General features: G+C 68.8%; 31 protein-coding genes. 24 read left to right on the top strand and 7 right to left on the bottom strand.

Translation table 11 applies throughout. The features are described from left to right. The 3 genes from Q8Q71_RS02955 to nusG form a co-directional block, all read left to right on the top strand. The coding region (locus tag Q8Q71_RS02955; protein ID WP_305758147.1) for an adenylate/guanylate cyclase domain-containing protein at window positions 1-1330 on the top strand (1330 nt) is incomplete at its 5' end. Between the two features lie 146 nt (window positions 1331-1476). After that, window positions 1477-1671, top strand: coding sequence for a preprotein translocase subunit SecE (gene secE / locus Q8Q71_RS02950; protein ID WP_305758146.1), 195 nt, complete (start codon window positions 1477-1479; stop codon window positions 1669-1671). Window positions 1672-1705: 34 nt separating this feature from the next. Next, on the top strand, window positions 1706-2242 hold the full coding sequence (gene nusG, locus Q8Q71_RS02945) for a transcription termination/antitermination protein NusG (protein ID WP_305758145.1): 537 nt from the start codon (window positions 1706-1708) through the stop codon (window positions 2240-2242). Between the two features lie 52 nt (window positions 2243-2294). On the opposite strand, the gene Q8Q71_RS02940 is transcribed toward nusG, so the two are convergent. Then, window positions 2295-2657 (bottom strand): hypothetical protein, encoded by a 363-nt coding sequence (locus tag Q8Q71_RS02940; protein WP_305758144.1) that lies wholly within the window; start codon window positions 2655-2657, stop codon window positions 2295-2297. 353 nt (window positions 2658-3010) lie between these two features. Here Q8Q71_RS02940 and rplK point away from each other — a divergent pair, with 353 nt between their 5' ends. The 7 genes from rplK to Q8Q71_RS02905 all read left to right on the top strand — a co-directional run bounded on the left by rplK (window position 3011) and on the right by Q8Q71_RS02905 (window position 7558). Then, a complete protein-coding gene (gene rplK, locus Q8Q71_RS02935; protein ID WP_305758143.1) occupies window positions 3011-3442 on the top strand; it encodes a 50S ribosomal protein L11 in 432 nt (143 codons plus the stop codon). Window positions 3443-3446: 4 nt separating this feature from the next. Beyond that, window positions 3447-4145 (top strand): 50S ribosomal protein L1, encoded by a 699-nt coding sequence (gene rplA, locus Q8Q71_RS02930; RefSeq protein WP_305758142.1) that lies wholly within the window; start codon window positions 3447-3449, stop codon window positions 4143-4145. Window positions 4146-4253: 108 nt separating this feature from the next. Then, complete coding sequence (locus Q8Q71_RS02925; protein ID WP_305758141.1) at window positions 4254-4757, top strand: DUF2059 domain-containing protein; 504 nt, start codon at window positions 4254-4256, stop codon at window positions 4755-4757. A 79-nt stretch (window positions 4758-4836) separates the two neighbouring features. Then, window positions 4837-5481, top strand: coding sequence for a DUF47 domain-containing protein (locus Q8Q71_RS02920; protein WP_305758140.1), 645 nt, complete (start codon window positions 4837-4839; stop codon window positions 5479-5481). 9 nt (window positions 5482-5490) lie between these two features. After that, the gene (locus Q8Q71_RS02915; RefSeq protein ID WP_305758139.1) at window positions 5491-6492 is read left to right on the top strand and encodes an inorganic phosphate transporter; all 1002 of its coding nucleotides are present in this window, start codon (window positions 5491-5493) and stop codon (window positions 6490-6492) included. After that, window positions 6489-6926, top strand: a complete 438-nt coding sequence (locus tag Q8Q71_RS02910; protein WP_305758138.1) for an NUDIX hydrolase — start codon at window positions 6489-6491, stop codon at window positions 6924-6926. Before Q8Q71_RS02915 ends, Q8Q71_RS02910 begins: the two co-directional genes overlap by 4 nt. 8 nt (window positions 6927-6934) lie before the next feature. Beyond that, the gene (locus Q8Q71_RS02905; protein WP_305758137.1) at window positions 6935-7558 is read left to right on the top strand and encodes a DUF2059 domain-containing protein; all 624 of its coding nucleotides are present in this window, start codon (window positions 6935-6937) and stop codon (window positions 7556-7558) included. Window positions 7559-7597: 39 nt separating this feature from the next. Here Q8Q71_RS02905 and Q8Q71_RS02900 read toward each other — a convergent pair whose 3' ends face one another. Further along, window positions 7598-8068 (bottom strand): DUF1203 domain-containing protein, encoded by a 471-nt coding sequence (locus Q8Q71_RS02900; RefSeq protein WP_305758136.1) that lies wholly within the window; start codon window positions 8066-8068, stop codon window positions 7598-7600. Between the two features lie 98 nt (window positions 8069-8166). Here Q8Q71_RS02900 and Q8Q71_RS02895 point away from each other — a divergent pair, with 98 nt between their 5' ends. The 3 genes from Q8Q71_RS02895 (at window position 8167) to Q8Q71_RS02885 (ending at window position 11692) form a co-directional block, all read left to right on the top strand. Then, entirely contained in the window at window positions 8167-9969 is a 1803-nt protein-coding gene (locus tag Q8Q71_RS02895) for a M3 family oligoendopeptidase (RefSeq protein ID WP_305758135.1), read from the top strand. Window positions 9970-10017: 48 nt separating this feature from the next. After that, a complete protein-coding gene (locus tag Q8Q71_RS02890; protein ID WP_305758134.1) occupies window positions 10018-11358 on the top strand; it encodes a serine hydrolase in 1341 nt (446 codons plus the stop codon). An 85-nt stretch (window positions 11359-11443) separates the two neighbouring features. Beyond that, complete coding sequence (locus tag Q8Q71_RS02885; RefSeq protein WP_305758133.1) at window positions 11444-11692, top strand: aa3-type cytochrome c oxidase subunit IV; 249 nt, start codon at window positions 11444-11446, stop codon at window positions 11690-11692. 359 nt (window positions 11693-12051) lie between these two features. Here Q8Q71_RS02885 and mdoH read toward each other — a convergent pair whose 3' ends face one another. Both mdoH and Q8Q71_RS02875 read right to left on the bottom strand, forming a co-directional pair. After that, window positions 12052-13956, bottom strand: coding sequence for a glucans biosynthesis glucosyltransferase MdoH (gene mdoH, locus Q8Q71_RS02880; RefSeq protein ID WP_305758132.1), 1905 nt, complete (start codon window positions 13954-13956; stop codon window positions 12052-12054). 152 nt (window positions 13957-14108) lie between these two features. After that, window positions 14109-15887 (bottom strand): acyltransferase family protein, encoded by a 1779-nt coding sequence (locus tag Q8Q71_RS02875; protein ID WP_305758131.1) that lies wholly within the window; start codon window positions 15885-15887, stop codon window positions 14109-14111. 107 nt (window positions 15888-15994) lie between these two features. Here Q8Q71_RS02875 and Q8Q71_RS02870 point away from each other — a divergent pair, with 107 nt between their 5' ends. The 9 genes from Q8Q71_RS02870 (at window position 15995) to Q8Q71_RS02830 (ending at window position 21689) form a co-directional block, all read left to right on the top strand. Beyond that, the gene (locus Q8Q71_RS02870; RefSeq protein ID WP_305758130.1) at window positions 15995-17128 is read left to right on the top strand and encodes a Re/Si-specific NAD(P)(+) transhydrogenase subunit alpha; all 1134 of its coding nucleotides are present in this window, start codon (window positions 15995-15997) and stop codon (window positions 17126-17128) included. Beyond that, window positions 17125-17352, top strand: coding sequence for a hypothetical protein (locus Q8Q71_RS02865; protein WP_305758129.1), 228 nt, complete (start codon window positions 17125-17127; stop codon window positions 17350-17352). The genes Q8Q71_RS02870 and Q8Q71_RS02865 overlap by 4 nt, the downstream gene beginning before the upstream one ends. Next, the gene (locus Q8Q71_RS02860) at window positions 17352-17687 is read left to right on the top strand and encodes an NAD(P) transhydrogenase subunit alpha (RefSeq protein WP_305758128.1); all 336 of its coding nucleotides are present in this window, start codon (window positions 17352-17354) and stop codon (window positions 17685-17687) included. Before Q8Q71_RS02865 ends, Q8Q71_RS02860 begins: the two co-directional genes overlap by 1 nt. Beyond that, window positions 17684-17971, top strand: a complete 288-nt coding sequence (locus Q8Q71_RS02855; protein ID WP_305758127.1) for a hypothetical protein — start codon at window positions 17684-17686, stop codon at window positions 17969-17971. Before Q8Q71_RS02860 ends, Q8Q71_RS02855 begins: the two co-directional genes overlap by 4 nt. Before the next feature lie 21 nt (window positions 17972-17992). Beyond that, a complete protein-coding gene (locus Q8Q71_RS02850) occupies window positions 17993-19408 on the top strand; it encodes an NAD(P)(+) transhydrogenase (Re/Si-specific) subunit beta (protein WP_305758126.1) in 1416 nt (471 codons plus the stop codon). Beyond that, window positions 19405-19575: a hypothetical protein gene (locus tag Q8Q71_RS02845; RefSeq protein ID WP_305758125.1), complete on the top strand. Its 171-nt coding sequence runs from the start codon at window positions 19405-19407 to the stop codon at window positions 19573-19575. The genes Q8Q71_RS02850 and Q8Q71_RS02845 overlap by 4 nt, the downstream gene beginning before the upstream one ends. Then, window positions 19572-19991, top strand: coding sequence for a cupin domain-containing protein (locus tag Q8Q71_RS02840; RefSeq protein ID WP_305758124.1), 420 nt, complete (start codon window positions 19572-19574; stop codon window positions 19989-19991). Before Q8Q71_RS02845 ends, Q8Q71_RS02840 begins: the two co-directional genes overlap by 4 nt. A 112-nt stretch (window positions 19992-20103) precedes the next feature. Next, window positions 20104-20532 carry a DUF1801 domain-containing protein gene (locus tag Q8Q71_RS02835; protein ID WP_305758123.1) on the top strand — a complete coding sequence of 143 codons (429 nt, stop codon included), beginning with the start codon at window positions 20104-20106 and terminating at the stop codon, window positions 20530-20532. Window positions 20533-20573: 41 nt separating this feature from the next. After that, entirely contained in the window at window positions 20574-21689 is a 1116-nt protein-coding gene (locus tag Q8Q71_RS02830) for an acyltransferase (RefSeq protein ID WP_305758122.1), read from the top strand. Between the two features lie 7 nt (window positions 21690-21696). Here Q8Q71_RS02830 and Q8Q71_RS02825 read toward each other — a convergent pair whose 3' ends face one another. Continuing rightward, on the bottom strand, window positions 21697-21927 hold the full coding sequence (locus tag Q8Q71_RS02825) for a hypothetical protein (protein ID WP_305758121.1): 231 nt from the start codon (window positions 21925-21927) through the stop codon (window positions 21697-21699). Window positions 21928-22012: 85 nt separating this feature from the next. Here Q8Q71_RS02825 and Q8Q71_RS02820 point away from each other — a divergent pair, with 85 nt between their 5' ends. Together Q8Q71_RS02820 and Q8Q71_RS02815 are read left to right on the top strand one after the other, a co-directional pair. Further along, on the top strand, window positions 22013-23002 hold the full coding sequence (locus tag Q8Q71_RS02820) for a YafY family protein (protein ID WP_305758120.1): 990 nt from the start codon (window positions 22013-22015) through the stop codon (window positions 23000-23002). Between the two features lie 65 nt (window positions 23003-23067). Then, entirely contained in the window at window positions 23068-24495 is a 1428-nt protein-coding gene (locus Q8Q71_RS02815) for a hypothetical protein (protein ID WP_305758119.1), read from the top strand. Window positions 24496-24561: 66 nt separating this feature from the next. Here the strand turns inward: Q8Q71_RS02815 and Q8Q71_RS02810 are convergent, their stop codons facing one another. Then, complete coding sequence (locus Q8Q71_RS02810; protein ID WP_305758118.1) at window positions 24562-25008, bottom strand: hypothetical protein; 447 nt, start codon at window positions 25006-25008, stop codon at window positions 24562-24564. A 94-nt stretch (window positions 25009-25102) separates the two neighbouring features. Then, on the bottom strand, window positions 25103-26518 hold the full coding sequence (locus Q8Q71_RS02805; RefSeq protein WP_305758117.1) for a short-chain fatty acyl-CoA regulator family protein: 1416 nt from the start codon (window positions 26516-26518) through the stop codon (window positions 25103-25105). Window positions 26519-26532: the final 14 nt, after the last annotated feature.

The following is a 26532-nucleotide window of genomic DNA, read 5'->3' as shown; positions in this document are numbered from 1 at the left end:
GGAGTTTACCGAAGACGACGCGGCCCGGGTCGGCGCGTTCGGGGCGCAGGCGGCGGTGGCGATCGACAACGCGCGGCTGTTCAGCGAGGCGGTTTCGGCCCGCAGCTTCGACGATTCGATCCTGCGCTCGATGTCGGGTGGAGTGATCGCGCTCGATCTCGACTGGAAGATCACCAAGCTCAATGCCGCCGCGACCGAGATTCTCGGGGCCTCGGCCACGCTGCTCCTCGGCCTCGATGCGCGGGCGCTGCTTCCGCGGTTCAACCCGCGGCTGGTCGACGAGATCGCGGCGGTGGCCGACAGCGGCGAGCCCAAGCTGCTGCTCGACATCGAACTGGCGACCAATCGCGAGCGCCCCCCGGCGGTCAACCTCTCGATCACCCCGCTCGAAGGCGACAACGGCCGGGTGGGCGTGCTGCTGGTGATCGAGGACATTTCCGAAGGCAAGCGGCTGCAAGGCGCGATGCGCCGGTTCATGACGCAAGAGGTGGTCGATCAGGTGCTCGGCCGTGACGACGATTCGCTGTTCGGCACCGCCTGCCGGGCCAGCGTGCTGTTTGCCGACATCCGCGGCTTCACCTCGATGGCCGAGGACCTCTCGGCGCGCGAGACGGTCGAAACGCTCAACGAGCTGTTCACCGAACTCTACGAGGCGGTCTCGGGGCATGGCGGCGTGCTCGACAAGTATATCGGCGATGCGGTGATGGCGGTGTTCGGGGCGCCGCTGTCGAGCGGACGCGATGCGCACAACGCCTTTGCCAGCGGGTTGCAGATGCTCGCCATGCTGGATGCGGTCAACCTGCGGCGCGAGGCGCGTGGCGCGCTGCCGCTTCGTCTCGGCGTGGGCATCGCCACGGGCGAAGTCGTCGCGGGGACGATCGGCAGTCCCAAGCGGATGGACTACACCGTGATCGGCGACAGCGTGAACCTGGCCGCGAGGCTCCAGGACCTGACCAAGACCTATGGCGTGGAAATGCTGGTCGATCAGACGACCGCGCTGGCGGTCGCGGGGGCGCAGCCGATGCGCGAGATCGATCTGATCGCGGTGCGCGGGCGCAAGCGGCCCGAAACGGTGTTCGAAGTGCTCGTCCGCGATCCCGCCGATCCCGCGCGGCGCGCAGCCAGCCACGCCGCCTACGCCGAAGGCCGCGCGGCGCTTGCCGAGCGGCGCTGGGACGATGCGCTCGGCGCTTTTGCCCGCGCGGCCGAGCTGGAGCCCGACGACCGCCCGGCGCGGTTGATGCTGGCCCGGGCCCGCGCACTGACCGGCGCACCGCCAAGCGAACTGTGGGATGGGGTGTGGCGCGACGGGCAGGCCGCCGCTGCCTGAACCGCGCCCTTGCCTTCCGCCCCGCACGCTTGTATTGGCGCCCCTGTCTTCCGACATCGGAGAACTTCAGCCTGTTCGCGGCACCCGGCCGCGGCGGCGCGGAGCCGATGGCGCGAGACGCGCAAACTGCGAGGAAACGTCAGGCGATGGCCAAGACCAGCCCCGGTGAATTCATGCGCCAGGTCCAGGCCGAGGCGCGCAAGGTCGTCTGGCCGAGCCGCCAGGAAACCGTCACCACCGCGATCATGGTGGGGATCATGATGGTGATCCTCGCGGTGTTCTTCCTCGGTATCGATTCGCTATTCGGCTGGGTCGTCCGCCAGCTCCTCGCCCTCGCCTGATTTCGCCCGAACTCGCCTGACTCCGAAGGTTTTCATGCACCGCTGGTATATCATTCACGCTTATTCCGGCTTCGAGAACAAGGTTCGCGACGCCATCCTCTCCGAAGCCGAGCGGATGGGCTTGCAGCAGCTCGTCGAGCAGGTCGAGGTGCCCACCGAAACCGTGACCGAGGTCAAGCGCGGCAAGAAGGTCCAGGTCGAACGCAAGTTCATGCCTGGCTACGTGCTGGCCAAGCTGATGCTCAGCGACGACGTCTACCACCTCGTCAAGAACACCCCCAAAGTCACGGGTTTCCTTGGCCCCAACGGCAAGCCGCAGCCGATCAGCGAGCGTGAGGCCGCGCGCTATTTCGGCGCGCGCGAACAGGCCGCCGCCGAACCGCGCAAGCAGGTCCACGTCGATTACGAGATCGGCGATTCGGTCAAGGTCCTCGACGGCCCCTTCGCGAGCTTCAACGGGATCGTCGAAGAGCTCGATTTCGACAAGAACCGGGTCAAGGTCGGGGTCTCGATCTTCGGCCGCGCGACTCCGGTGGAACTGGACTTCGAGCAGGTCGAACTGGCGAAATAACGAAGGCCGGCCCCTTTCGGGACCGGCCTCCTTGATCATCGACTTGCGCCGATTACTGGCTGGTGGTGGTCGCCTTGTCGATCACCTGACGGTTGATCGCATTGCCCAGCGCGCGCGATGCGGTGGTCGCCGTGCAGGCTCCGCCGCTACCGGCCGCGCTCAGCACCGCCACGGTGGTGCCGCAGACGTTGGCCGCGATTCCGACGGGAACCTGGACCACAACCGGCACCGAGACTTGCGCGTTGGCAAGCAGGTTGTTGAGCACGTCGACATCGTTCTTGTTCAGCGAGTTGCGCAGGATATCAATGTCGGTGATGTTGACGTTGACGAGACCGTCCTGGTTCTGGGCGATGGCCGGGGCGGCGGCGAGAGCGAGGCCGCCAGCGGCGGCTGCGACGAAGAGATTCTTGATCATTTCAGCGACTCCAATTGTTTCCGTTCGGCAGGTACGGTCCACCGTTGAGGCAGCTTGCGTGGATGAACCCGGGCCCCGCCGATTGGTTCGCTCAGAATCGGCAGGGCGCCCTTGAACCGGGATGGGTCGTAAAATTCCCTTTATTCATAATAGGCTAGCCAGCGATCTCCGATCTGGCAGCCTGCCCCGGACGGCAATTGGGTTGTCTTTCGGCAAATGGGGGGGTATCGGCCCGGGCTTCGGCCTTGCAGGTCGATCCACCGCGGGAGGCAAGCTTCGGCTCGCTGCTCGACCGCTCACTCTGAGGCTTCGGTGAAACACCCGGCGCCAACAGGAAGAAAGGAGGCCATCCGATGGCCAAGAAGATCGAAGGCTATATCAAGCTGCAGGTGCCCGCGGGCGCTGCCAATCCATCACCGCCGATCGGGCCTGCGCTGGGTCAGCGTGGGGTCAACATCATGGAGTTCTGCAAGCAGTTCAACGCTGCCACGCAGGAAATCGAGAAGACCACCCCGCTCCCCACGATCATCACCGTCTATGCGGATCGTTCGTTCACGTTCGTCACCAAGACGCCGCCCGCCAGCTTCCTGATCAAGAAGGCAGCCGGGCTCAAGTCGGGGTCGAAAGAGCCGGGCAAGATCAGCGCGGGCAAGATCAAGCGCTCGCAGCTGTCCGAAATCGCGACGATCAAGATGGCGGATCTCAACGCCCACGACATCGACGCGGCAACCAAGATCATCGAAGGCTCCGCGATTGCGATGGGCCTCGAAGTTGTGGAGGGCTGACGCCATGGCCAAGCCAACCAAGAAGCACAAAGCGCTCGCCGCCAAGCTGGGCGACAACCAGAAGCTCTATGGCGTCGACGAGGCGCTCAAGACGCTGCGCGAGCTGTCGACCACCAAGTTCGACGAGACGCTGGAAGTCGCGCTCAACCTGGGCGTCGATCCGCGTCACGCCGACCAGCAGGTTCGCGGCGTCGTGAACCTGCCCTCGGGCACGGGTCGTGACGTCCGGGTGGCTGTGTTCGCGAAGGACGCCAAGGCCGCCGAAGCCCTCGCGGCCGGCGCCGACGTGGTGGGCGCCGAGGATCTGTACGAGAAGATCAACGGCGGCTTCATGGACTTCGACCGCGTCATCGCGTCCCCGGACATGATGGCCCTGGTCGGTCGTCTGGGTAAGGTGCTGGGCCCGCGCGGCCTGATGCCGAACCCCAAGGTCGGCACCGTGACCCCGAACGTCGCCCAGGCCGTCAAGGACGCCAAGGGCGGCGCGGTCGAGTTCCGCGTCGAGAAGGCCGGCATCGCCCACGGCGGCATCGGCAAGGCCTCCTTCACCCAGGAAGCCCTCGAAGCCAACGTGAAGGCCTATGTCGACGCCCTGCAACGCGCCCGTCCGTCGGGCGCCAAGGGCACCTACGTCAAGCGCATCACCCTGTCCTCGACCATGGGACCGGGCTTCAAGATCGATCCGGCGTCGCTGAACGTCTGACACTGCTTGAACCGCAGCGGAAAGGGCGGCGACCGCAGGGTCCGCCGCCCTTTTTGTTTGCGCTGATCCCCGGCCGGCGAGAGAATGAACCGATCGAGGGGGAGCGTCATGCGGATCATCGTCATTCTGGCCGTCCTGCTGACGGCATGGGCGGGGCCTGCCCTGGCCCAGACCGCGCCGGACGCCGCCCGGCAAAGCCATCTCGATCTCGCCGGCCGCTATCTGGAGCTGACCCAGGGCGGCGACCTGATGAAGCAGATGCGCCGCCAGATCGAGGAGGGTTACGGGGACTCCGGCCTGCCGGTCGACCAGCGCGCCTGGATGGTCGACAACATGACCGAGATGTTCGCGAACGTCCTCGAGACCACCATCCTGGAGGTGCAGGACGACGTGGCCGACAGCTTCACGGTCCAGGAGCTGGAGGCGGCCATCGCCTTCTACGAGTCGCCCGTCGGACGCTCGGTGGTGCGCAAACAGGTCGACATGAATTCGGAAATCCAGGAGGTGATGATGCCGCTGCTCGTCCCGCGGATGACCGACCTGATGGAGAAATTCTGCCTGCGCTTCGATTGCACGGCCCTCGGCGCGGCGGCCGCCAAGGAGGATGACTGATCGTCCGCGCCCGGACGGGTTGACGCGCCGGTTCGGACGCGGGACTGACCCGCATACCGATTGCGCGGGAGATTCGCCGATGCTGGGCTGGTTTCAGGCGTTGCTGCCCAAGGAAGACAATTTCTTCCGGCTGTTCGACGCCCACGCCGCGACGTTGATCAAGGGGGCGGACGCCCTGCGCAAGGTGCTGGAGGGCGGCGACGAGGTCCCCCACTGGTGCCAGAAGATCGTCGACCACGAGCATGAGGCCGACGCGGTGGCGCGCGAGGTCCTGTTCGCCGTGCGGCGCAGCTTCATCACCCCGTTCGACCGCTCCGACATCCGCGGCCTGACCAATTCGCTCGATGACTCCATCGACCAGATGCAGAAGACCGCCAAGGTCATCACCCTGTACGAGATGCGGGACTTCGCGCCGCACATGCGCCAGCTGGGCGACATCGCGGTCGAGGCGGCGGCGTTGACGGTCGAGGCGGTCAGCCTGTTGCCGGACATGCGCAAATACCGCGGGCGGCTGAACGACCTGACCGAGAAGATCGCGCGGCTGGAGAGCGAGTCCGACACCCTGTACGACCATGGCATGAAGGCGCTGTACGAGACGCACCGGACCAGCGATCCGATGGCCTTCATCACCGGGGCCGAGGTCTACGACCACCTGGAGAAGGTGGTGGACCGGTTCGAGGATGTGGCCAACCGCATCAACGGCGTTCTGGTCGAGCATCTGTAGGAGCGCCTCATGGACGGCGCCCTGCTGATCCTGATCTTCCTGATCGCCGTCGCCCTTCTGTTCGACTTCCTGAACGGGCTGCACGACGCCGCCAACTCCATCGCCACCATCGTCGCGACGCGTGTCCTGCCGCCGATGTTCGCCGTGGGCTGGGCGGCCTTCTTCAACTTCATCGCCTTCCTGTTCTTCGGTCTGCACGTCGCCGACACCATCGGCCGCGGCATCATCGATCCCGAGATCATCTCGGACCAGGTCATCTTCGGCGCCCTGATGGGGGCGATCAGCTGGAACGTCATCACCTGGCTGGCCGGGATCCCGTCTTCCAGTTCGCACGCCCTGATCGGCGGCCTGCTGGGCGCGGGCGTCGCCAAGGCGGGAAGCGGCGCCGTCATCGTGGCCGGCGTGACCAAGACGGTGGCGGCGATCTTCCTGTCGCCGGCCGTCGGCTTCGCCCTGGCCCTGGTGCTGGTGTTCATCGTCTCCTGGGTGTTCGTGAAGGCCAATCCCTCCTTCGCCGACAGGGTCTTCCGGCGGCTGCAGTTCGTCTCGGCCTCGGCCTATTCCCTGGGGCACGGCGGCAATGACGCGCAGAAGACCATGGGGATCATCGCCGTCCTGCTGTATTCGCGCGCGCCGCCGGGATCGGAATTCATGGTGCCGTTCTGGGTGGTCATCACCTGCCAGGCGGCGATCGCCCTGGGCACGCTGTTCGGCGGCTGGCGCATCGTCCACACCATGGGATCGAAGATCACCCGGCTGAGCCCGCAGCAGGGGTTCTGCGCCGAGACGGGCGGAGCGATCACCCTGTTCCTGGCCACCGGCCTGGGCATACCGGTGTCGACCACCCACACCATTACCGGGGCCATCGTCGGGGTCGGCGCGGCGCGGCGGACCTCGGCCGTGCGCTGGGGCATCGCGCGCCGGATCGTCCTGGCCTGGTTCGTGACCATGCCGGCCGCCGCGGCGGTGGCGGCGGTCTTCTACTGGATCGGCGGAGCCTTCCTGACGTGACGGCCGGCGAGCCCCCCCGCACCAGGCCGGCCGAGCGACGCCAGGTCGCGGCCCTGCCGTGGCGGCGCGGACCGGAGGGCATCGAAATCCTGCTGGTCACGTCCCGCGAGACCCGCCGCTGGGTCACGCCCAAGGGCGGGCGGATGGCGGGCATGACCGACGCCGGATCCGCCGCCCAGGAAGCGCTGGAGGAGGCCGGCGTCGAGGGTGAGACGACCGCCGAACCGATCGGGACGTTCCGCTATCTGAAGGTGCTCAAGCGCCGCGCCCCGCGCTGGTGCGTGGTCGCCGTCCATGCGCTTGAGGTGCGGATCGAACACGCGACCTGGCACGAGCAGGCCGAGCGCGACCGGGTCTGGGTCAGCCGGGACGAAGGCGTCCGCCGTGTCGACGAGCCGGATCTGAAGGCCCTGATCGCGGCGTTCGACCCCTGAGGCGAGGCTTGTCTTCCGCCGCCCGTTCGCGGAGGATGCGCGAAAGGGGGACGACGATGCGCTTGAAGATTGTACTTGTGCTTGCGGCGATGATGGCCGCCGGCCTGACGGCGCCTGCCGCTCGCGCGGCCGTCGCGCGGCAGGAGTCGGCCGCCGCGCCTTCGGCCCGGCAGCTCGATCTGACGCGGCAGGTCATCGATCTGACCATGACGAAACAATTCGAGGACGCCCTCCACCAGCTCATCGCCCAGCAAGCCGCCACCGATCCGGACGCCCGCGCGCTTCCCGAAGAGGATCGCCGGTTCATCGTCGACCTGTCGGCGGAGCTTACCACCGACATGATCCCGCAGATGGTCGAGGCGATGGTCCCCATTTACGCCCGAACCTTCACCGAGGCGGAGCTCGAGGCGATGATCGCCTTCTACGGATCTGAAACCGGCCGGGGGATCATCGAGAAGACGATGACGGTGATGCCCGAGGCGATGGAGGCCGCCATGACGGTGCTGCCCCAGCTTCTGGACAAGATGGCCGCTCGTCTATGCCAGCACTACGGTTGCGAAGCCGGCGAACTGGAGACGCTGCAGCGCCAGATGCGCGGTGAATCGACGGTGGCCGCGCCAGCCTCCAAATAGGGCCTGGCCCAGGCGGGCGGGACGCGGACGGATCCGCGCTCAGGCCCGTTCGGCCGCCGCCATGAAGCAGCCGCGCCGGGCCGTGTGCAGATGGATGCGCGACACGGCGGGGTCGGTGAACCACGCATCCAGACGGCCGGCCAGATCCCGGCCCTCGACGACGTCGGCGTCGGTCATCATCCAGCCGGCGTCATAGGCCCTGACCGACAGCAGGCGGCGGCCCAGCATGTCCGGAATCTCGCCGCTCGGCGGCGCCGCCTCGACGGCCGCCTCCCGCACGAAGACGGGGCCTTCCGAACGGTAGGGGCTCTCCGGCGCGTCGAGGTGGCGGTGGTTGAGCAGGATCAGCCGCTCGCCGGGCCCGGCGTCGGCCAGGCTGACCCGGCAGGGGGCGGCGTGGGGGGCGTCGGCGATCATGCGTCGCGCGCCGATGGCGGTCAGGGCCGCGTCGTCCATGCCGAACAGCGGCCGGAACGGCGACAGGGGCAGGCCGTGGATGCGGAAGCTCATGCGATGTCTCCTTCGCCGCCGATCTGGCAGGCGCCGCCGCAGACGTCTGGCGGCTTTCGGCCGTTGCGTCGGAGGCCCGGCGTCCCCACAACGAGGGCATGAACGCGCCCTTCAAGATCCCCGCCGATCCCGCCGAAGCTCCCGTCTGGGACCTGACCGATCTGTACGCCTCGCGGGAGGACCCCCGCATCGAGGCCGACCTTGGCCGCGCCCGGGCGCTGGTCGGCGAACTCAACGCCCTGCAAGGTCGGCTGCTGGAGGCGAGGTCGGACCCCGCCCTGCTCGGCGAACGGCTGGACCGGGCCGTGACCCTGTACGAACAGGGCGCGGACAGACTCGGCGCGCTCGGAGCCTATGCCTTCCTGGCCGCCTCGACCGACCGCAACGACGCGGCGGCGCAGGGCTTCGAGGCCACGATGCGCGAGAAGATCAGCGCCATCGCCACGCCGACGGTCTGGGTGACGCTGGAGATCAACCAGCTGGAGGAGGCCGAGGTCGAGGGGGCGCTGGCGGCGCATCCGGGCGCGGCGCGCTGGCGTCCGTGGCTGCGGCGGGTGCGGGCGATGAAGCCGCACGAGCTGTCGCACGAACTGGAGACCTTCCTCGCCGAGCGGGCCCCTATCAACGCCCAGTGGCCGCGCCTGTTCGACGAAGCCCTGGCGGCCATGAAGGTGAAGGCGGGCAAGGACGAGTTGACCCTGGCCGAGGCGTTGAACCGACTTTCCGATCCGAAGGCGGCGCGGCGCAAGGCGGCGGCCGAAGGGCTGAACGCGGCGCTGGCGGCGCAGACCCGGACCATGGCGCTGGTGATGAACACGGTCGCCGCCGACAAGGCGCTGGAAGACCGGTGGCGCGGCTTCAAACGTCCCGCCGACGGACGGCATCTGTCCAACGAGGTCGACGGCGAATCGGTCGACGCCATGGCCGAGGCGGTGGCGGCGGCCTATCCGAGGCTGTCGCACCGGTATTACGCCCTCAAGGCCCGCGCGATGGGCAAGGCGAAGCTGGACCAGTGGGACCGCAACGCCCCGATCGAGGCGACGGCGCCGCGCGGATACGACTGGTCGGCGGGCAAGGCCCTGGTGCTGGAGAGTTTCGCCGATCTCGGGCCGGAATTCGCCGAACGGGCCGGCGGCTTCTTCGACCGGCCGTGGATCGACGGCAAGGCCCGGCCGGGGAAACAGTCGGGGGCCTACGCCCATCCGGTGACCTCGGATCGGCATCCCTATGTGTTCCTGAACTGGATGGGCGAGCGGCGCGACGTGTTGACCCTGGCGCACGAGCTGGGCCACGGGGTGCACCAGACCCTGGCGGCCGGGCAGGGGAGCCTGCTGGCCGACACGCCCCTGACCCTGGCCGAGACGGCCTCGATCTTCGCCGAAGGGTTGACCTTCGACCGGCTGCTCAGGACCGCGCCGAAGGCCGAGCAGCGCGGCCTTCTGGCGGGGCGGATCGAGGACGGGCTGAACACCGTGGTGCGCCAGATCGCCTTCCACCGGTTCGAGACCCGATTCCATGACGCGCGCGCGGCCGGCGAGGTTCCGGTCGAGCGGATCGGCGAGATCTGGATGGAGGAGATGGGCGGGTCGCTGGGGCCCGCGGTGACGCTGAACCCCGGCTACGAACACTGGTGGAGCTACGTCAGCCATTTCGTCCACTCGCCCTTCTACGTCTACGCCTACGCCTTCGGAGACCTGCTGGTGGCGGCGCTGATGGAGACGCGGGTCAGGGACCCCGAGGGGTTCACGCCGCTGTATCGCCAGCTGCTCGCGGACGGCGGGTCCAAGGGTTACGTCGAGGCCCTGGCGCCGTTCGGCCTGAACCCGCGCGATCCGGCCTTCTGGACCATCGGCACGAAACGGCTCGAGGGGCTGATCGACCGGTTCGAGGCGACCTTCTGAGCCGCCCGCGCCATTGACGGGAGCGCCCGCCGGCGCGAGCGTCCCCGCATGCGCATCCTGATCCTCGCCGCGGCCGTCGCGGTCGCCTCGCCCTTCGCCGCCGTCGCCCAGGAGGCGGTCGCGCCCGGTCCCGCCGTCCGGGCCATGGCGGCCGGGTACAAGGCCCTGACCGTGTGCAGCGCCCTGAAGACCGCCGAGGCGGCGGGCGGGGCGAGGACGCTGGAGAGCGTCGAGGCCAACGAACTGGTCGGGGTCTATCCGGAGCTGGACGGGCTGGTCCGCGAGATGCCGGTCGAGATCGGCGAGCGGCAGGTGTCCGTGCCCTGGGACGAGGCCATGCCGCCCCGGACGGCGGTGTATTCGCCGGGGCGGGGCTGCGCCATCATGCCGGTCGGCTGGACGGGCGAGAGCCCGGAGATGTTCCTCCCCGGCGTGCGGGTGAACGAACCCCTTGTCGTGGCCGATGCGCGGGGCAACCTCGCCCTGCTCAACGAGGCCGTCGAACAGGCGTTCGAGGGCGGCTACGGCGAGGGGGTCAACACGACCGCCGTGCTGGTGCTGCAGGCCGACCGGCTGGTGGCCGAGGAGTACGCCCTCGGCTTCGGCGTCGACACCCCGCAGCGGACCTGGTCGGTGGGCAAGAGCCTGGCCGGGACGATCATCGGCGCGGCCGTACACCGCGGCGAAGCGGATGTGGACGCGCCGGCGGCGATCGCCGACTGGAGCCGGGACGGGGATCCGCGCGCGGCCGTCACCCTGGACCAGTTGATGCGGATGGCCTCGGGCCTGACCAGCGACACGGCCGGCAACCGGACCGACGCCCTGTATTTCGGCGGCGTGGGGATCGACGAGCAGGCCACGACCTGGCCGCTGATCGCGCCGCCGGGGTCGCGCTATCGCTACGCCAACAACGACATCCTGCTGGCGGTGCTGTCGATCGCGCCGACGTTCGAGCGGCATCCGCCCGCTGAACTGTTCCGGCGGCTGGGCATGTACGACACCTGGGCCGAGACCGACTGGCGCGGCAACTACATGCTGTCCAGCCAGGTCTGGACCACGGCGCGCGACCTGGTCCGGTTCGGCCGGCTGTACCTGAACGACGGCGTCCTCGACGGGGAACGCGTCCTGCCCGAGGGCTGGCGCGACCATGTCTCGCGGCCGTCGGGGCCCCAGCCGGACGGCGCCCAGGGCTATGGCGCGACCTTCTGGCTGATGAACCGTTCGGAGGGCGTGCCGCCCGACACCATTTCGGCCAACGGCAACCGCGGCCAGTATGTGGTCATCGTGCCGAGCCGCGACATCGTCATCGTGCGGCGGGGCGAGGACCCCGCCGGAAAGCGCTTCGACTTCATCGCCTTCACCCGCGACGTCCTGGCCGCCCTGGAGTGAAGCCGAATTGGCCCGGGCGGCTTGAGCGGACCGCAGGGCCCGCTATAAGGACGCCACCCGCCGTTCCAGATTCCCGGACCCGACCATGGCCGACCCGCACCACGCCGATGCTCATGACGACTATGTTCGCGGCTCGCAGGAGATCGGCGAACAGGTGCAGACCTTCCATGCCTTCATCGGCATGTCGAAATGGGGATCGCTGATCCTCGCCGCCCTGGTGCTGTTCCTGACCCTCTGGTTCCAGCCCGGCGGCAGCTTCATCGGAGGTGCGATCTCGGCCCTGGTGCTGCTGGTCGCGGGCTGGTTCCTGCTCAAGTCGAACAGCAAGCACTGAGCCCTTTCGACGGCCGCGCCGCTGTTGCGCGGTCGCTCCGGAAGCCTGACGGTTCCTTCGTCGAGATATGACGGGGAATTTGCATGTCATCGAGGCCGCCGGTCTGCGCCGCTTGTCCAAGGATGACGAAGGCGAGGCGTGGCCAGGCGGGGGGTCTGCGGCCCGACAGGTGATCTTCATACAGGGATGAAGTGCACAAGGCGTCGGGCCGCGTCCCGCCTTCTGAAAGCCTGACCAGCGTATCAGCGGGTTTTCGCCACACCAGACGCAAGCGCACAATTCATGCTGCGACGCAGCATATAGTACGAACCGTGTTGCGCGGATGCATCGCCCGGCCCCTGGTGGAGGCCGGGGGAGGCTCAGGCGACGGCGGCCGACCGGATCTGGACCAGGTGCGAGGCGCTGGGGATGGCGCTGACGCTGACGCCGGCTTCATCCGGAATGGCCAGATAGCCGGCCCTGGCCGCCGCCTCGCCGAGGCGTCGGCGCGAGGTCAGCACGACCAGCGGGGCCGCGAACAGCAGGGGCAGGACCACCGGCGCGAACCATGTGGCCATGTCGGGGCGGAAGCAAAGGCCGGCGCAGAACAGCAGGCCCGTGGCCATTTGCCAGCGCATCGACCTGAAGGCCGCGGACCAGCTGACGCCGTCGGTGTCGCGGTCCTGGGTCTGCCAGCCGGCATCGTGGCCGAGGGCGATCTGGATGATGGCCCTGGTGCTGGCGACCATCATGATCGGCGCGATGAGGGCCGAGAGCAGGATTTCAAGCGCCATGCCCTTGATGATGGTTGGCGCGCCACCGAAGGCGCGACGCTCGCCGCGACGGCTGAGGACCAGCAGGGCGCCCATGATCTTGGGCCCGATCAGCAGAACGCCCGACAGCAGGGTCGCCAGCATGAAGGGCGAGAACTCCGGGTGCAGCATGTAGGAGAACGACGCCCAGTCGACCGGATACTGAAGCTGGATGACCATGCCGGCGATCAGCGACGCCAGCCACAGGGGCGACGAGAAATAGGCCATGAAGCCCATGACCATCTGGGTGCGGTTCATCAGCGTCAGGCTGCGGGTCTTCAGCAGGCCCAGGTGCTGCATGTTGCCCTGGCACCAGCGGTGATCGCGGCGGATGAAGTCCAGCATGGTGGACGGCGTTTCCTCGCAACTGCCGTCCAGCGCGGCTGTGACGTGCACGGCCCAGCCGCCACGACGCAGCAGGGCGGCCTCGACCGTGTCGTGGCTCAGGATCGCGCCACCGAAGGGTTCGCGGCCCGGCAGGACGGGCAGATGGGCGCACGAGGCGAACGCCTCGGTACGCAGGATGGCGTTGTGGCCCCAGTAGCTGGCCTCGGAACCGGCCCACCAGGCCAGGCCGGCGGCGGCGACGCGGCCATAGAGGCGCACGCTGAACTGCGAGACGCGCGCGAACAGGGTCTGGCCCTTGATGATGGTCGGCGTGGTCTGCAGCAGGCCGATGCCCGGATTGCGTTCCATGGCGTCGACCATGCGCAGGATGGTTTCGCCGGCCATGGTGCTGTCGGCGTCAAGGACCAGCATGAAGGGATAGGCCCCCCCGAACCGGCGGGTCCACTCGGCGATGTTGCCGCATTTCCGCTCGATGTTCTTCTCGCGGCGGCGATAGAAGACGCGGCTGTGGGCGTGGGCGCGGAAGCCCAGATAGGCCTGGTGCTCCAGATCGGCCGCCTCGACCCTGGTCGAATCGCTGAGCACGAAGATGTCGAAGGCCTCGGACACGCCCAGTCGGGCCAGCGAGCCGTCGATCACGGCCAGGCGCGCGAAGGCGGCGCGGGCGTCCTCATTGTACAGCGGCATCAGCAGGGCCGTGCGCCGGGTCGGCTCGGGCGGATGCGGGGTGAATTTGAGGTCGTCCTGCTCGCGGCCCGTCACCAGGATCCAGAACCCGATGGCGGCGCTGGAGAACCAGCAGGCGATCGCGGTGATCAGGACCATGAACAGGCCCAGCGACACGACTTCCAGCACGTCGAAGCCATGGCGCGCATACAGGGCCACGGGCGCGATGGCGGCCAGGCCGGTCACGATGACGGTCAGGGCGGTCAGCACCAGGCGGCGGCGCACGATCGACACGGGCGAGGTCGCGGGCACAGACGCCGGGACCGCGGCATGGCGGTCCAGCGACTGACGCGGCATGGCCAGAGGCGCTTCCTCGGGCAACCAGGTCCATGCGGGGCGCGCGGACTCGACGTCCAGCGGCGCATTGGCGGTGTCGATCCAGGTCGCTTGAAAGGTCATTCTCGGTTCGGGCCTCTGATCCAACGTCGGTCAGAGGACCGGGCGGGATTGCTGCATTGCAGCAAATCGCTTTGTCGATCACTTCCGCGCGATTTTCAATCACGGAATGGTGAGGAAGCAAAAAAATATGGAACCAGACCGCTCCAGGGCGCTCAATCCTCCGGATTGTGGCGCCCGGCGTGGGTCTTGAGCCGTCTTTCCACGACAAAGGCGGCGACGCCGACCCATCCGACCAGAATGATCGCATAGGCCCGCTCCCACCAGCCGACATTGGCGTCGTTGACCGTTCCCGGCAGGACCAGATGTTTGGTCAGGACGGTCAGGATGGCCATGACGACGAAGGTGATGAACAGGAAGATCTTCAGCCGACGCAGGTCGACATGGCTCCACAATCCCCACAGCAGCAGCAGCGGGGCCAGCTGGATGCCCAGGCCCAGGTTGATCGCCATGTGCCGCGGATCGGGCCAGGGATAGAGACTGGACACCGACAGGCCGACGCCGGCCAGGATGAAGACCACGGCCGTCAGGGAGGCGACGATCCATCGTCCGGTCAGGCCGTGGATGGCCAGACCGAACCCCAGCCCCGCCGCCATGCACATCAGTCCGGCGATAAAGATCCCGCCGTTGAAAATCAGGGGCAGGGGCGCCGAGGCTCCGCCCAGTTCGCTCAGATACTGCCGCGCGTGATCGAAACCGGGGTAGGTCGCCACCCCGACCAGAACCGCAGCGAGCGCCAGCAGGGGCGCGGCCATGCCGACGATCAGCAATCGGCGTCGGCGGGCGTACGGTGTCCGTTCAACGGGGGCGGGCAGGGGTTTCAGTCCCCAGAGGGGCCGGATCGGTCCGATCCGTTTGACGACTTCATAGATCAGCAGGCTGACCCCGAAGGTGATCCCGACCAGGGTCAGCGCCTCAAGCGGCGCGGGCAGGTTGGCCGGGCGGATGAACCAGACCGCGACGACCAGCACCGTCTGGTGAGCCAGATACAGGGTGAAGGTGGCGTCGACGAGATAGCGAAGCGCCGGTCCCGAGGCCCGGCGCAGATAGCGGCTGCCATAGCCCAGGATGGCCGCCATCACGGCCCACTGGTCAATGGCGAAAACGACGGCGCGCGGAACACCCAACCAGGCGCCTCCACCCGGATGGGCGGCCTGGGCCATCATGATCGGCAGGGCGGTCAGGGCGATGAGCGCGGCGGCGCGCCGGTGGCGCTCCAACCCGGCCCATACGCTGTCCTGGCGCACGAGCAGGAAGCCGAACAGGAAGGCCCCGAGTGAAAGGAAGTGATTGTAGCCGTCCCAGGTCAGACGGTTGGTGATGCCGAAGATCGGGAACAGCACGATGCGGATGACCATCAGCCAGGCGATGGGCACGATCAGCACCCGCCACCCCGCGGTGGCTCGAACCAGCCAGGCCTCCATCCGCGCCATCAGCGCCGGCCGCGTCATCAGGGCGACGGCCACCCCGCTGTAGACCGCGATATAGACGATGAACCACAGATGGTTGACCGGCACCCCGTTCGACAGGCCGGTCGGCCCGAACTCATGCCCCAGCCAGTCCATGAAGCCGCCGGTGAAGCCGCCCTTGTCGAGGGCCTCGATCCACGACTGGATCGGCACCAGCACCAGGGTCCCGAAAATCAGGGGCGGCAACAGACGCCCGGCCCGATCCCTCAGCGTGCGCCCGGGCGTCCGACGCGCCGTCATGAGCCGGAGCGCCGCGCCCGAGACCAGGAACAGCAGCGTCAGCCGCCACGGATTGGTCAGCAGCAGCGCCTCGTGCAGCCATCCAAAGGTGTGGGCGCTGTGGACGTGCCAATCGTAGGGCGCATAGACCAGGGCGACATGATACAGGATCAGCAGGCCGAACGCCGCGACCCGGATCCAGTCCAGGTCGTTGCGACGGGCGCTCGGGATGGGGGTCCTGGTCACGCGGGCGTCTATGGTCGAGCCGGCCGCCACTGTCCATGCGGGGCGGCTTTTGACGCGCCGCGCCGGAACAGCCTAACGTTTCCGCAGGACTGGATGGAGGGATTCGCTTGGCTGTCGCCATCGCCGTGACCCGCGAGCGCCGAGACGGCGAGACGCGCTGCGCCGTCACTCCGGAAACGGTGAAGAAGCTCGTCGCCATGGGCGCGACCGTGACGGTGGAAGCCGGGACGGGGGCGGGGTCGTCGCTGCCCGACGCGGACTATGTCGAGGCCGGCGCGACCGTGGCCAAGGACACCAAGGCGGTGCTGTCGGGCGCCGACATCGTGCTCAAGGTGCGCGGGCCGACGGCGCAGGAGACCAGCGCCCTGAAGCCGGGCGCCGTCGTCGTGGCCCTGCTGGACGCCTATCGGGAGAAGGAGACGGTCCAGGCCCTGGCCCAGGCCGGCGCGACCGCTTTCGCCATGGAGTTCGTGCCGCGGATTTCGCGGGCGCAGGTGATGGACGCCCTGTCGTCGCAAGCGAACCTCGCCGGCTATCGCGCGGTGATCGAGGCGGCGTACGCCTACGGCAAGGGCTTTCCGATGATGATGACGGCGGCGGGCACGGTGGCGCCGGCCAAGGTCTTCGTCATGGGCGTGGGCGTGGCGGGGCTGCAGGCCATCGCCACCGCGCGGCGCCTGGGGGCGGTGGTCACGGCCACCGACGTGCGGCCCGCGACCAAGGAGCAGGTCGAATCGCTGGGCGCCAAATTCCTCGCGGTCGAGGACGAGGAGTTCAAAAACGCCCAGACCGCCGGCGGCTACGCCAAGCCGATGTCGCCCGAATACCAGGCAAAGCAGGCGGCGCTGACGGGCGAGCACATCAGGAAGCAGGACATCGTCATCACCACCGCCCTGATCCCCGGCCGCGCCGCGCCCGTGCTGGTCAGCGCGGCCCAGGTGGCGACGATGAAGCCGGGTTCGGTGCTGATCGATCTCGCCGTCGAGGCGGGCGGAAACGTCGAGGGGGCGAAGGCCGGCGAGGTGGTGACCACGGCCAACGGCGTCCAGATCGTCGGCCACACCAACCTGCCGGGCCGGATCGCGGCGGACGCCTCGGCCCTCTACGCCAAGAACCTGGTCGCCTTCGTCGGGCTGATGATCAGGGACGGGGCGCTGGCGCTGGATATGGAGGACGAGATCCTCAAGGCGGCGGCGGTGACGCATGGCGGGGCCGTGGTGCATGAGGGGGTTCGAGGATGATCTCGACGAAACTCAGGGATGCACTGAGCGCTGCGGCGATGATGGTCATCATCGGTGGACCAATCCTGGCGGTATTGGGATTTCTGGCCTTCTTCCTCGACAGCGACATACGGATCGGCCTCGCATTTGGAGCTGCGCTGAAGATCTTCTTCGGCAGCTTGATCGCAGGCGGCGTCCTTCGATTGCTGACGAGCATTGATGCAAGACTTGAAGGGAGGTCCTGATGGAACACGTCGATCCCACCATCTTCCGCCTGGCCATCTTCGTGCTGGCCATCTTCGTCGGCTACTATGTCGTCTGGTCGGTGACGCCGGCCCTGCACACGCCGCTGATGGCGGTGACCAACGCCATCTCCTCGGTGATCGTGGTCGGCGGGCTGATCGCGGCGGCGGCCTTCAGCGGCGACGCGGGGCCGAACGGCTGGATCGCCAAGGGGGCGGGCGTGGCCGCCGTGACCCTGGCCAGCGTCAACATCTTCGGCGGTTTCATGGTCACCCGGCGCATGCTGGCCATGTACCGCAAGAAGGAACGGCCGAAGGCGGAGGCCGCCAGGCCGTGACCTTCGACGTCCTCCAGCTCGCGGTCGGCGCGTCCTGGGCCGCTACGGCGATCGGGGCGGGGTTGTGGCTGTGGAGCTGGCTCCGCGAAAAGGACGCCATCCGCAAGCTGCGGTTCCTCGACTGCGGCGTGGTGCTGCTGTTCGCCTCCATCCTGCTGCGGATCGTGGCCCAGGAAAAGCCGATGAGCATGTGGGACTGGGCCATGATCTTCATCGCCCCGCTGTTCATCGCCGCCGCTCTTTGGCGACTGGCGCGCACGGCCTGTCCGCCGCCCGGACGATGAGATTGAGGGAAGACTGACCGCATGAACGCATCCTTCGCGGCCCTGGCCTATCTGGTCTCCGGCGTCCTGTTCATCCTCAGCCTGCGCGGCCTGTCCAGCCCGGAGACGAGCCGGCGGGGCAACACCTTCGGCATGGTCGGCATGGCCCTGGCGGTCGGAGTGACCCTGCTGACGCTGTGGTCGACGGGGACGCTGGATCCGCTGACCCTGGGCCTGATCGCCGGCGGGGTGGTGGTCGGCGGCGGGGCGGGAGCCCTGATCGCCGGCCGGGTTCAGATGACCCAGATGCCCCAGCTGGTGGCGGCCTTCCACTCGCTGGTCGGCATGGCCGCCTGTCTGGTCGCCATCGGCGCCGTCTATGCGCCCGAGAGCTTCGGCATCGCCACGGCGACGGGCGGGATCAAGACCCTGTCGATCATCGAGCTCAGCCTCGGCGTGGCCATCGGGGCCGTGACCTTCACCGGCTCGGTCATCGCCTTCGCCAAGCTGAACGGAAACATGAGCGGGGCGCCGATCATCCTTCCCGCCCGGCATCTGATCAACATCGCCCTGGCCCTTTCGCTGGTCTTGCTGATCGGGGTGATGATCGGTTCGGGCGGGACGGCGACCTGGGCCTTCTGGGGGGTGTTCCTGATCGCCCTGGTCCTCGGCGCCACCCTGATCATCCCCATCGGCGGGGCGGACATGCCGGTGGTGGTGTCGATGCTCAACTCCTATTCGGGCTGGGCGGCGGCGGCCCTGTGCTTCACGCTGGAAAACATCGCCCTGATCATCACCGGGGCGCTGGTGGGCAGCTCGGGCGCGATCCTGAGCTACATCATGTGCAAGGGCATGAACCGCAGCTTCATCAGCGTCATCCTGGGCGGCTTCGGCGGTACAGACGCCGCCGGGGGCGAGGCCCGGGTCGAGACCCGGCCGGTCAAACAGGGCAGCGCCGACGACGCCGCCTTCATCATGAAGAACGCCTCGAAGGTCATCATCGTGCCCGGCTACGGCATGGCCGTGGCCCAGGCCCAGCACGCCCTGCGCGAGATGGCCGACAAGCTGAAGGAGGAGGGGGTCGAAGTGAAATACGCCATCCACCCCGTCGCCGGCCGCATGCCCGGCCACATGAACGTCCTGCTGGCCGAGGCCAATGTGCCCTATGACGAGGTGTTCGAGCTGGAGGACATCAATTCGGAATTCTCGAGCTGCGACGTGGCCTTCGTCATCGGCGCCAACGACGTCACCAATCCCGCCGCCAAGACCGATCCGCAGAGCCCGATCTACGGCATGCCGGTGCTGGACGTGGAGAAGGCGGGGACGGTGCTGTTCATCAAGCGCGGCATGGCGGCGGGCTATGCCGGCGTCGAGAACGAGCTGTTCTTCCGCGACAACACCATGATGCTGTTCGCCGACGCCAAGAAGATGGTCGAGGGGATCGTGAAGGCGCTGTGAGCGTCGGCGAAAAGACCTATGTCCGCTTCGTCTGCTTCCAGTCGATCGGCCGGCAGCGCAGCCGTCCTGGGCTGTTCAAGGCCATCGACGAAGCCGTCGAGAGCGAACACGCCTCCGGCCGGGCGATCGTCGAGGCGCGGGCGGAAGTGCCGAGGACATGCCCATGACCGCCGCCGAGATCATCCGCCTGCTGGATCTGCAGCCCCATCCCGAAGGCGGCCACTATCGCGAGACCTTCCGCGATCCGCGTCCGGCGGACGGACGGGCGGCCTCGACGGCCATCTATTTCCTGCTGGCGGTCGGAGAGCGCTCGCACTGGCATCGCGTGGACGCGGTCGAGGTCTGGCATTTCCACGCCGGGGCTCCGCTGGCTCTGGACATCGAGGGGCAGGGCCGGGTGACGCTGGGGCCCGATCTGGCGACGGGGGAGCGGCCGCAGGGCGTGGTTCCCGCGGGGAAATGGCAGGCGGCCGAGAGTCTGGGCGACTGGACCCTGGTCGGGTGCACCGTCGCGCCCGGTTTCGACTTCGCCGGCTTCGAGCTGGCTCCCGAAGGCTGGACGCCCCGGGGATGGGCCGCATGACCGCAATGCCGCCATGCCCGGCCTTCGCCGCGCGTGAGGTGGCCGACAATCCGCGCCATACCGCCGGCGAACGGGTCGGGGGCCGGAGTTCCCTGACGAGGAGGGGCGAGATATGGCCGCTGAACTGAAGACCCAACCGACCGACGCCTCCGTCGCTGATTTCATCGCGGCGGTCGAGCCTGCGGGTCGTCGCGCGGACGCCGCGACGCTGGCGGCCCTGTTGTCCGACGTGACGGGCGAGCCGGCCGTGATGTGGGGCCCGTCGATCGTGGGGTTCGGCCGCTACACCTATGTGAACTCCACCAGGAAGCCCGCCGACTGGCCGATCATCGGCTTTTCGCCGCGCAAGGCGAACCTGACAGTCTACATCATGCCGGGTTTCAGCGGGTACGCCGACCTGCTGGGGCGGCTGGGCAAGCACAAGGCCAGCGTGTCGTGCCTGTATCTGAACCGGTTGTCGGACATCGATCTGGACGTACTGCGCGAAATGGCGACGCGGTCGGTGGGCTGGATGCGGGAGCGGTATCCGATCGGCCGCTGACGGCTCTATGCCGGACGGGTCGACGGCCCTATCAAGCGCCCGTGAACACGCCCGCCGCCCCGACCGCCATCCCGCATCGCCGTTTCGAGGCGCTTGATTCCCTGCGGGGGGTCTGTGCGATCCTGGTGGTCATGTTCCACATGCCGGTGGCCAGTCATTGGCGGGACTGGGGGCTGGTCCAGCACGGCTATCTGTTCGTCGACTATTTCTTCGTCCTGTCGGGCTTCGTCATCGCCCACGCCTATGCCGAGCGGCTGACGACGCCGCGCGACGCCGGTCGCTTCATGGTTCGGCGTCTGGGACGGGTCTGGCCCCTGCATGCGCTGATGCTGGCCGCGTTCGTCGGGCTGGAGCTGCTGAGGCTGTGGACCCATTTCGACGGCGCCACCCCGTTCACGCGGGACCGGTCGGTCGAGGCCATCTTCACCAACCTGCTGCTGATCCAGGCCTTCAACATCCACCCCCATCTGACGTGGAACGGTCCGTCGTGGACGCTGAGCGTCGAGGTCGGCTGCTATGTGGTGTTCGCGGCCCTGTTGCTGCTGGCCCCCCGCCGGTGGCGCTGGGTCGGGGCAGGGCTGGCGGTCGTGGGCGCGGTGATGGTGCTGATGTTCGCCCGGCGGTGGATGAACACCACATATGACCTGGCCTTTCCACGGGCCGTGTACGGCTTCTTCCTGGGGTGCCTGTTGCAGGGGCTGTGGCCGCGGATCCCGCGCCCGAAAGGGAACGGGGCGACCCTGCTGGAGATCGGCGCCGTGCTGGCTATCTGTCTGTTCGTCGCCTGGGCGACCGGGCCGGCGACGGTGCTGGTCACCCTGCTGTTCGTCGGCGTCGTCTGGGTCTTCGCGGGCGAGGAGGGGGGCCTGTCGCGTCTGCTGGCCGCCCGGCCCCTGGTCACCCTGGGGCGGTGGTCGTTCGCCATCTACATGGTCCACATGTTCGTCATCGTGGTCGTGCTGATCGTGGCGCGAAAGCTGGACTGGCTGCCCGGCGGTCGACGCATCGATTTCGGCTCGGTCTGGCTGAACGACCTGTTCTCCGTGGCCCTGTTCGTCGGCATCGTGGGTCTGGCCCTGCTGGCGCACCGGTTCGTCGAGATTCCGGCCCAGCGCTGGATCGATCGCAGGACCCGGCCCGCCGCTGCGGCTGAATAGTCCGCCCTCAGGCCGCCAGGCGGAAGTCTTCGGACGGATCGAACGCCGGGCGGGCCTCGTCCCACAGGGCGTCCTCGTCGGCGTAGCGGGCGGACAGGCGGGCGTCGATGACGTCGATGACCTGTTCCTCCAGCCGGTCCCAGATAACGGCCAGATCGCCGCAGCCGTCGGCCTCGCAGGGCACGATCAGATAGCGGCTGGCGGCGACGGAAGCGTGGGGAGCGAACGGGCGGGCCATGGGATGTCTCCGGGTGCGGGGTCTCTGTTGAGTCCGACCATGAAGCAGCGTTGCGTCAAAAACGGTCGTATGCGAAATTGAACTCATGAGACACAACAAGGCGGCCCTGGTGCTCGAGCTGGCGCGGCGCATGGCGGCCAGCGCCGAAGGCCTGACGCTGGACGAGATGTCGCGCGAGTCCGGCGTGGGACGACGCTCGGCCGAACGGCTGCGCGATGCGGTGCTGGCGCTGTTCCCCCAGGCCGAGGAGGTGTCGGACCCGCCGACCAAGCGCTGGCGCATCCGCGGCGGGCTGTCGGCCTTCGAACAGGCCCCGACGACCGAGGAACTGGTCGAGCTGGCCCGGGCGGCGCAGGGACTGAGGGCGACGGGCGAACCCGGGCGGGCGGCGGCGCTGGAGGGGCTGGAGCGCAAGCTCAAGTCGGCCATGCGTTCGACCACGCTGAACCGGCTGGCTCCCGATCTGGAGGCGCTGGTCCGGGCCGAGACCATCGCCGTGCAGGCCGGGCCGCGCCCCTCGGCCGACGAGGCGGTGCTGGCCGAGATCCGCCAGGCCATCCTGGCGGGGCGGCCGCTGGGCTTCATCTACAGTCGCCCCGGGGCCGAGGCGCGCAGCCGCAGCGTGGCCCCTTGCGGGGTGATGTTCGGCCGGGCCAACTATCTGGTCGCCGCCGACCGGGAGAGCGGCCGGATCCAGACCTTCCGCCTCGACCGGATGAGCGCCGTGCGCGCCGAGGACGGCGTCGCCGCCCCGCCCGCGGACTTCGATCTGCAGGCCTTCGCCAGCCAGTCGTTCGGCATCTACCAGGACGAGATCGAGGACGTGACGCTGCGGGTCACGCCCGAGGGCGCGGCGGAGGCCCGGGCCTGGCGGTGGCACCCGACCCAGGCGGTCGAGGACCGGCCGGACGGCGGCGTCGATGTGCGCTTCCGGGCCAGCGGCATGCGCGAACTGGCCTGGCACCTGTTCAGCTGGGGGGACCAGGTGGAAATCGTCGCCCCTGAGCGACTGAAGGCCGTGATGCGCGATGCGCTGAAGGCGGCGCAGGACGCCCTTGATCGGACCCAAGCCTGACCAAAGCTTAAGCTGACGCCCCCGCCGGCCCGCGCTACGGCGGAGCTTCAGACGGGGAGGGGCCTATGCGTCCGGTGTCGATCGCGGTCGTGGCCGCTGTTGCGTTTGCGGCGGGCGCGCCGGGGGCCTCGGCGCGCCAGGCGGCGCCGGACCCGACCGGACCCTCCCGACCCGCCGTGACCGTCACCCGCGACGGGGATGCGTGGACGGCGGAATACGCGCTGGACCGGGACGCCCCGGTCTGGGCCTTCTTCCGCTCGGCCCTGATCCAGGAATCGCGGCGGCCGTGGCGGCCTGACCAATGGCGGGTCGAGACTCCGGGCGTGGTGCTGGAGCGGGCCGGAAACCGCGACATCCTGCGCGCCGCCGACGGCGGCTCCGTGCCGCGGCGCGTCCGCGTCGCCTTCACTCCGAAGTCCGAGAACCTCGAGGCCGACTACGGCGTGCTGACGTTCACGGACGGGTCGGTGGCCCTGCCCAGCGGTCAGTTCGACGTCTTTCCGCTCGGGTCCGTCGCCGAGGCGGAAGCGGTCCCGCTCGACCTCAACGGCTATCGCCTGCAGGGCGATCCGGCGACGGTGACCTGGCGCGACCGCGCGGGACCGGTGCTGTTCCGGGGCGAACGGCTGGCGGAGGCCACAGCCGCCGAAGCGGACACCTATGTGCTGTTCGGCCGGGCCGACATGGTCGAGAGCGCCCGGCTGGTCACGGTGACGGACCCCGGGCTGCCGGCATGGATCGGCGGCGCCATCCAGGACTTCGCGCCGCGGGTGGCCGCCCACTATGCCGCCCGGCTGGGGGCCGGCCAGACCGACCGGCCGACCATCATGCTCAGTTGGGCCGGGCCCACGTCGGGCATGACCTCCATGGGCGGCAGCGTCATGCCGGGCCTGATCGTCATGCGGTTCGAGGGCGAGGGCGTATTGCAGCCGACGGCGCGGGTGCTCAACTCGTCCCGCTGGTTCATCGGCCACGAGAGCGCGCATTTCTGGCTGGGGCAGGTGGTCCGCTACGAGCGCGCGCGCGATGCCTGGATCACCGAGGGCGGGGCCGATCTGATGGCGATCCGGGCCTCGAAGGCGATCGATCCGACGTATGACGCGCGGGCGGAGCTGCAGCGCGAGGTCGACGATTGCATCAACCTGGCCGACGCGCCGGTGGCCGAGGCGGCCGGTCGGGGCGAGCATCGCGCGCTCTACGCCTGCGGTGCGGTCTTCGCCATGGTCGCCGAGGGCGCCCAGCACCGGGCGACCGGCGGGGACTGGTTCGACTTCCTCAGGCCCCTGATCGACGCCAGCCGCGCGGACGGGGTGCTGACGCGGGACGAATGGCTGGACGCGCTGGACGCGGCATCGGGCGATGCGTCGTTGCGGCGGGATGTGGAGACGCTGCTGGACGAAGGATCGCCACAGGCGGCGGAAGTGGTCGCGGGTTTGCTGGAACAGGCGGGGGTGGCGGTGCGGCGCGAAGAGGGGCGGGTGGTGTTGGGGTAGGCGCGGGCCTTCCCTATCGGCCGATCGCGGACATCTGGCTTCGACGCCGATCATACCGGGGCCGGCTCAAATGTTCGCGTTCCGAACGTCGATCAGGATGAAGCCGACATCGACGCCGCCTCCGAACTCGCCGGGTACAAGCTTTCCCATCGAGAGCCGTTGCGGTCCGAACTCCTCCGTGACGACAGCGGTGTGGTGACCGGCCCACGCCATGACGCCCTTCTGATGTCCGGGGTCGTGTGCATGGTCCGGCCAGGGCTCGCCCCGGACGTGCCGCCGCAACACTTCCCAGTCGAACTGATCTCCGTCGACGGGAGCCAGTACGTGAAGCTGCCGACGCGATCCCGGCCGGTAGCGGAAAACCAACACCCGCCAGCCCTTGCCCCACCCGCCCGCGGGCATGCGCCGATACCGGATCGGGCGGACGAGGCGGTGTAGTCTCGCAAAGGCCAGATAGTAGAGGCGAGCATACCGCCAGGGGACGTAGCGATGCAGGAAGTCGTGAATGTCCAAAACTCGCCGCCTCCCTCGCCAACAGTTCCGCAGGTAGGGTCGGATAGCGGCTTGTCCAAGCTCGATGTCCGCCTTCCCGTGGCCCGGGCCCCGCCTAACCCCCCGCGAACGGGTACGGACTGACCGACTTGGTCCAGTCGTCCACCACCAGCGGCCGGTCGATCGGCGGCGCCGCCCGTTCGGCGCAGGGGTGGCGGTGGCACAGGCGGCAGGCCGGGCCGATGGGGGTGATCTCGGGCGCGGCCAGGTCGAGGCCCCGGGCATAGGTCAGACGATGGGCGTATTTCAGCTCGCAGCCGAGGCCGATGGCCAGGTCCTGGCCCTCGGTGAAGGCGTCATGGCCCTGACGATCCACGGTGCGGGCCAGGGTGAACCAGCGGCCGCCGTCCGGAGTTTCGATGATCTGGGTGACGACCCGTCCGGGCGTGCGGAAGACGCTGTGCAGCCGCCAGCGCGGGCAGGCGCCGCCGAAGCGCGAGAAGGGGAAGGCGCCCGAGGCGAACCGCTTGGAGATGTTGCCGGCCTGGTCGACCCGCATGAGGAAGAAGGGCACGCCGCGCGCCGTGGGCCGCGACAGGGTGGTCAGGCGGTGGGCGGCCTGTTCGTAGCTGACGCCGAAGCGGGCCTGCAGCCGGCCGAGGTCGTAGCCGGTCTCCTCCGCCGTGCGCTGGAAGGGGCCGTAGGGCATCAGGACGGCGGCGGCGAGGGTGTTGGTCAGGGACACCTTGAGCAGGCGGCGGGTGGGCTCATCGGGGGCCGCGGCGGCGTCGGCGAGGGCGGTCAGTTCGGCGTCGTGCTCGGACAGGGCCAGCTGGAAGGCGACCGCGAAGGCGCGGGAGGCGGGGCCCAGGGTCTCTGACAGAAGGAGCCGTTTGCGGTGCGGATCGTAGCGGCGTGTCCATTCGACCATGACCTCGGCGGGGAGGGTGCGGACGTCGAGGCCGTGACCGGACTGGAGACGGGCGCGGGCCCGGGTCTCGAAGGGTTCGCCTGGCGACGCGTCGGCGAGGGCGTCGGCCAGGGTTTCGCCGAGGGCGTCCAGCTCGGGAAAGTGGTTGCGGCGCGACTGGACGTATTCGCGGACCCAGTCGGCGGGGCTGTCGTCGGCGGCGCCTGTCTCGGCGCCGTCGCGGGCCCGGCGGTCGGAGAAGGCGCGGTACAGGCGCAGCAGGGCGTCGGCGGCGGCAGGCTGGTCCTCGGCCAGTTGCACGATCTCGTGGCGTGGCACAGCCAGGCCCTGGAAGAGCGGGTCGGCGAAGGCCTCGGCCAGTTCGGCCTCCGAGGCGGGCCCGGCGGACTGGCCCAGGGCGCGCAGGTCGACGTCATAGGTGTCCGCAAGGCGCAGAAGCAGCTGGGCCGAGACGGGGCGCTGGTTGCGCTCGATATGGTTGAGGTAGCTGGGGGAGACGCCGAGATCGGCCGCCATGGCGGTCTGGGTCAGGGCCAGATCGCGGCGCAGCCGCTTGAGGCGGCCTCCGAGGAACAGCTTGCGGTCGGCGGCGGCGTCCATGAGTGGATGTAGTC

Origin of the sequence: Brevundimonas sp., from assembly GCF_030704825.1 — a bacterium.
GTDB lineage: Bacteria > Pseudomonadota > Alphaproteobacteria > Caulobacterales > Caulobacteraceae > Brevundimonas.
This window is presented reverse-complemented; position numbering and strand designations above follow the sequence as displayed.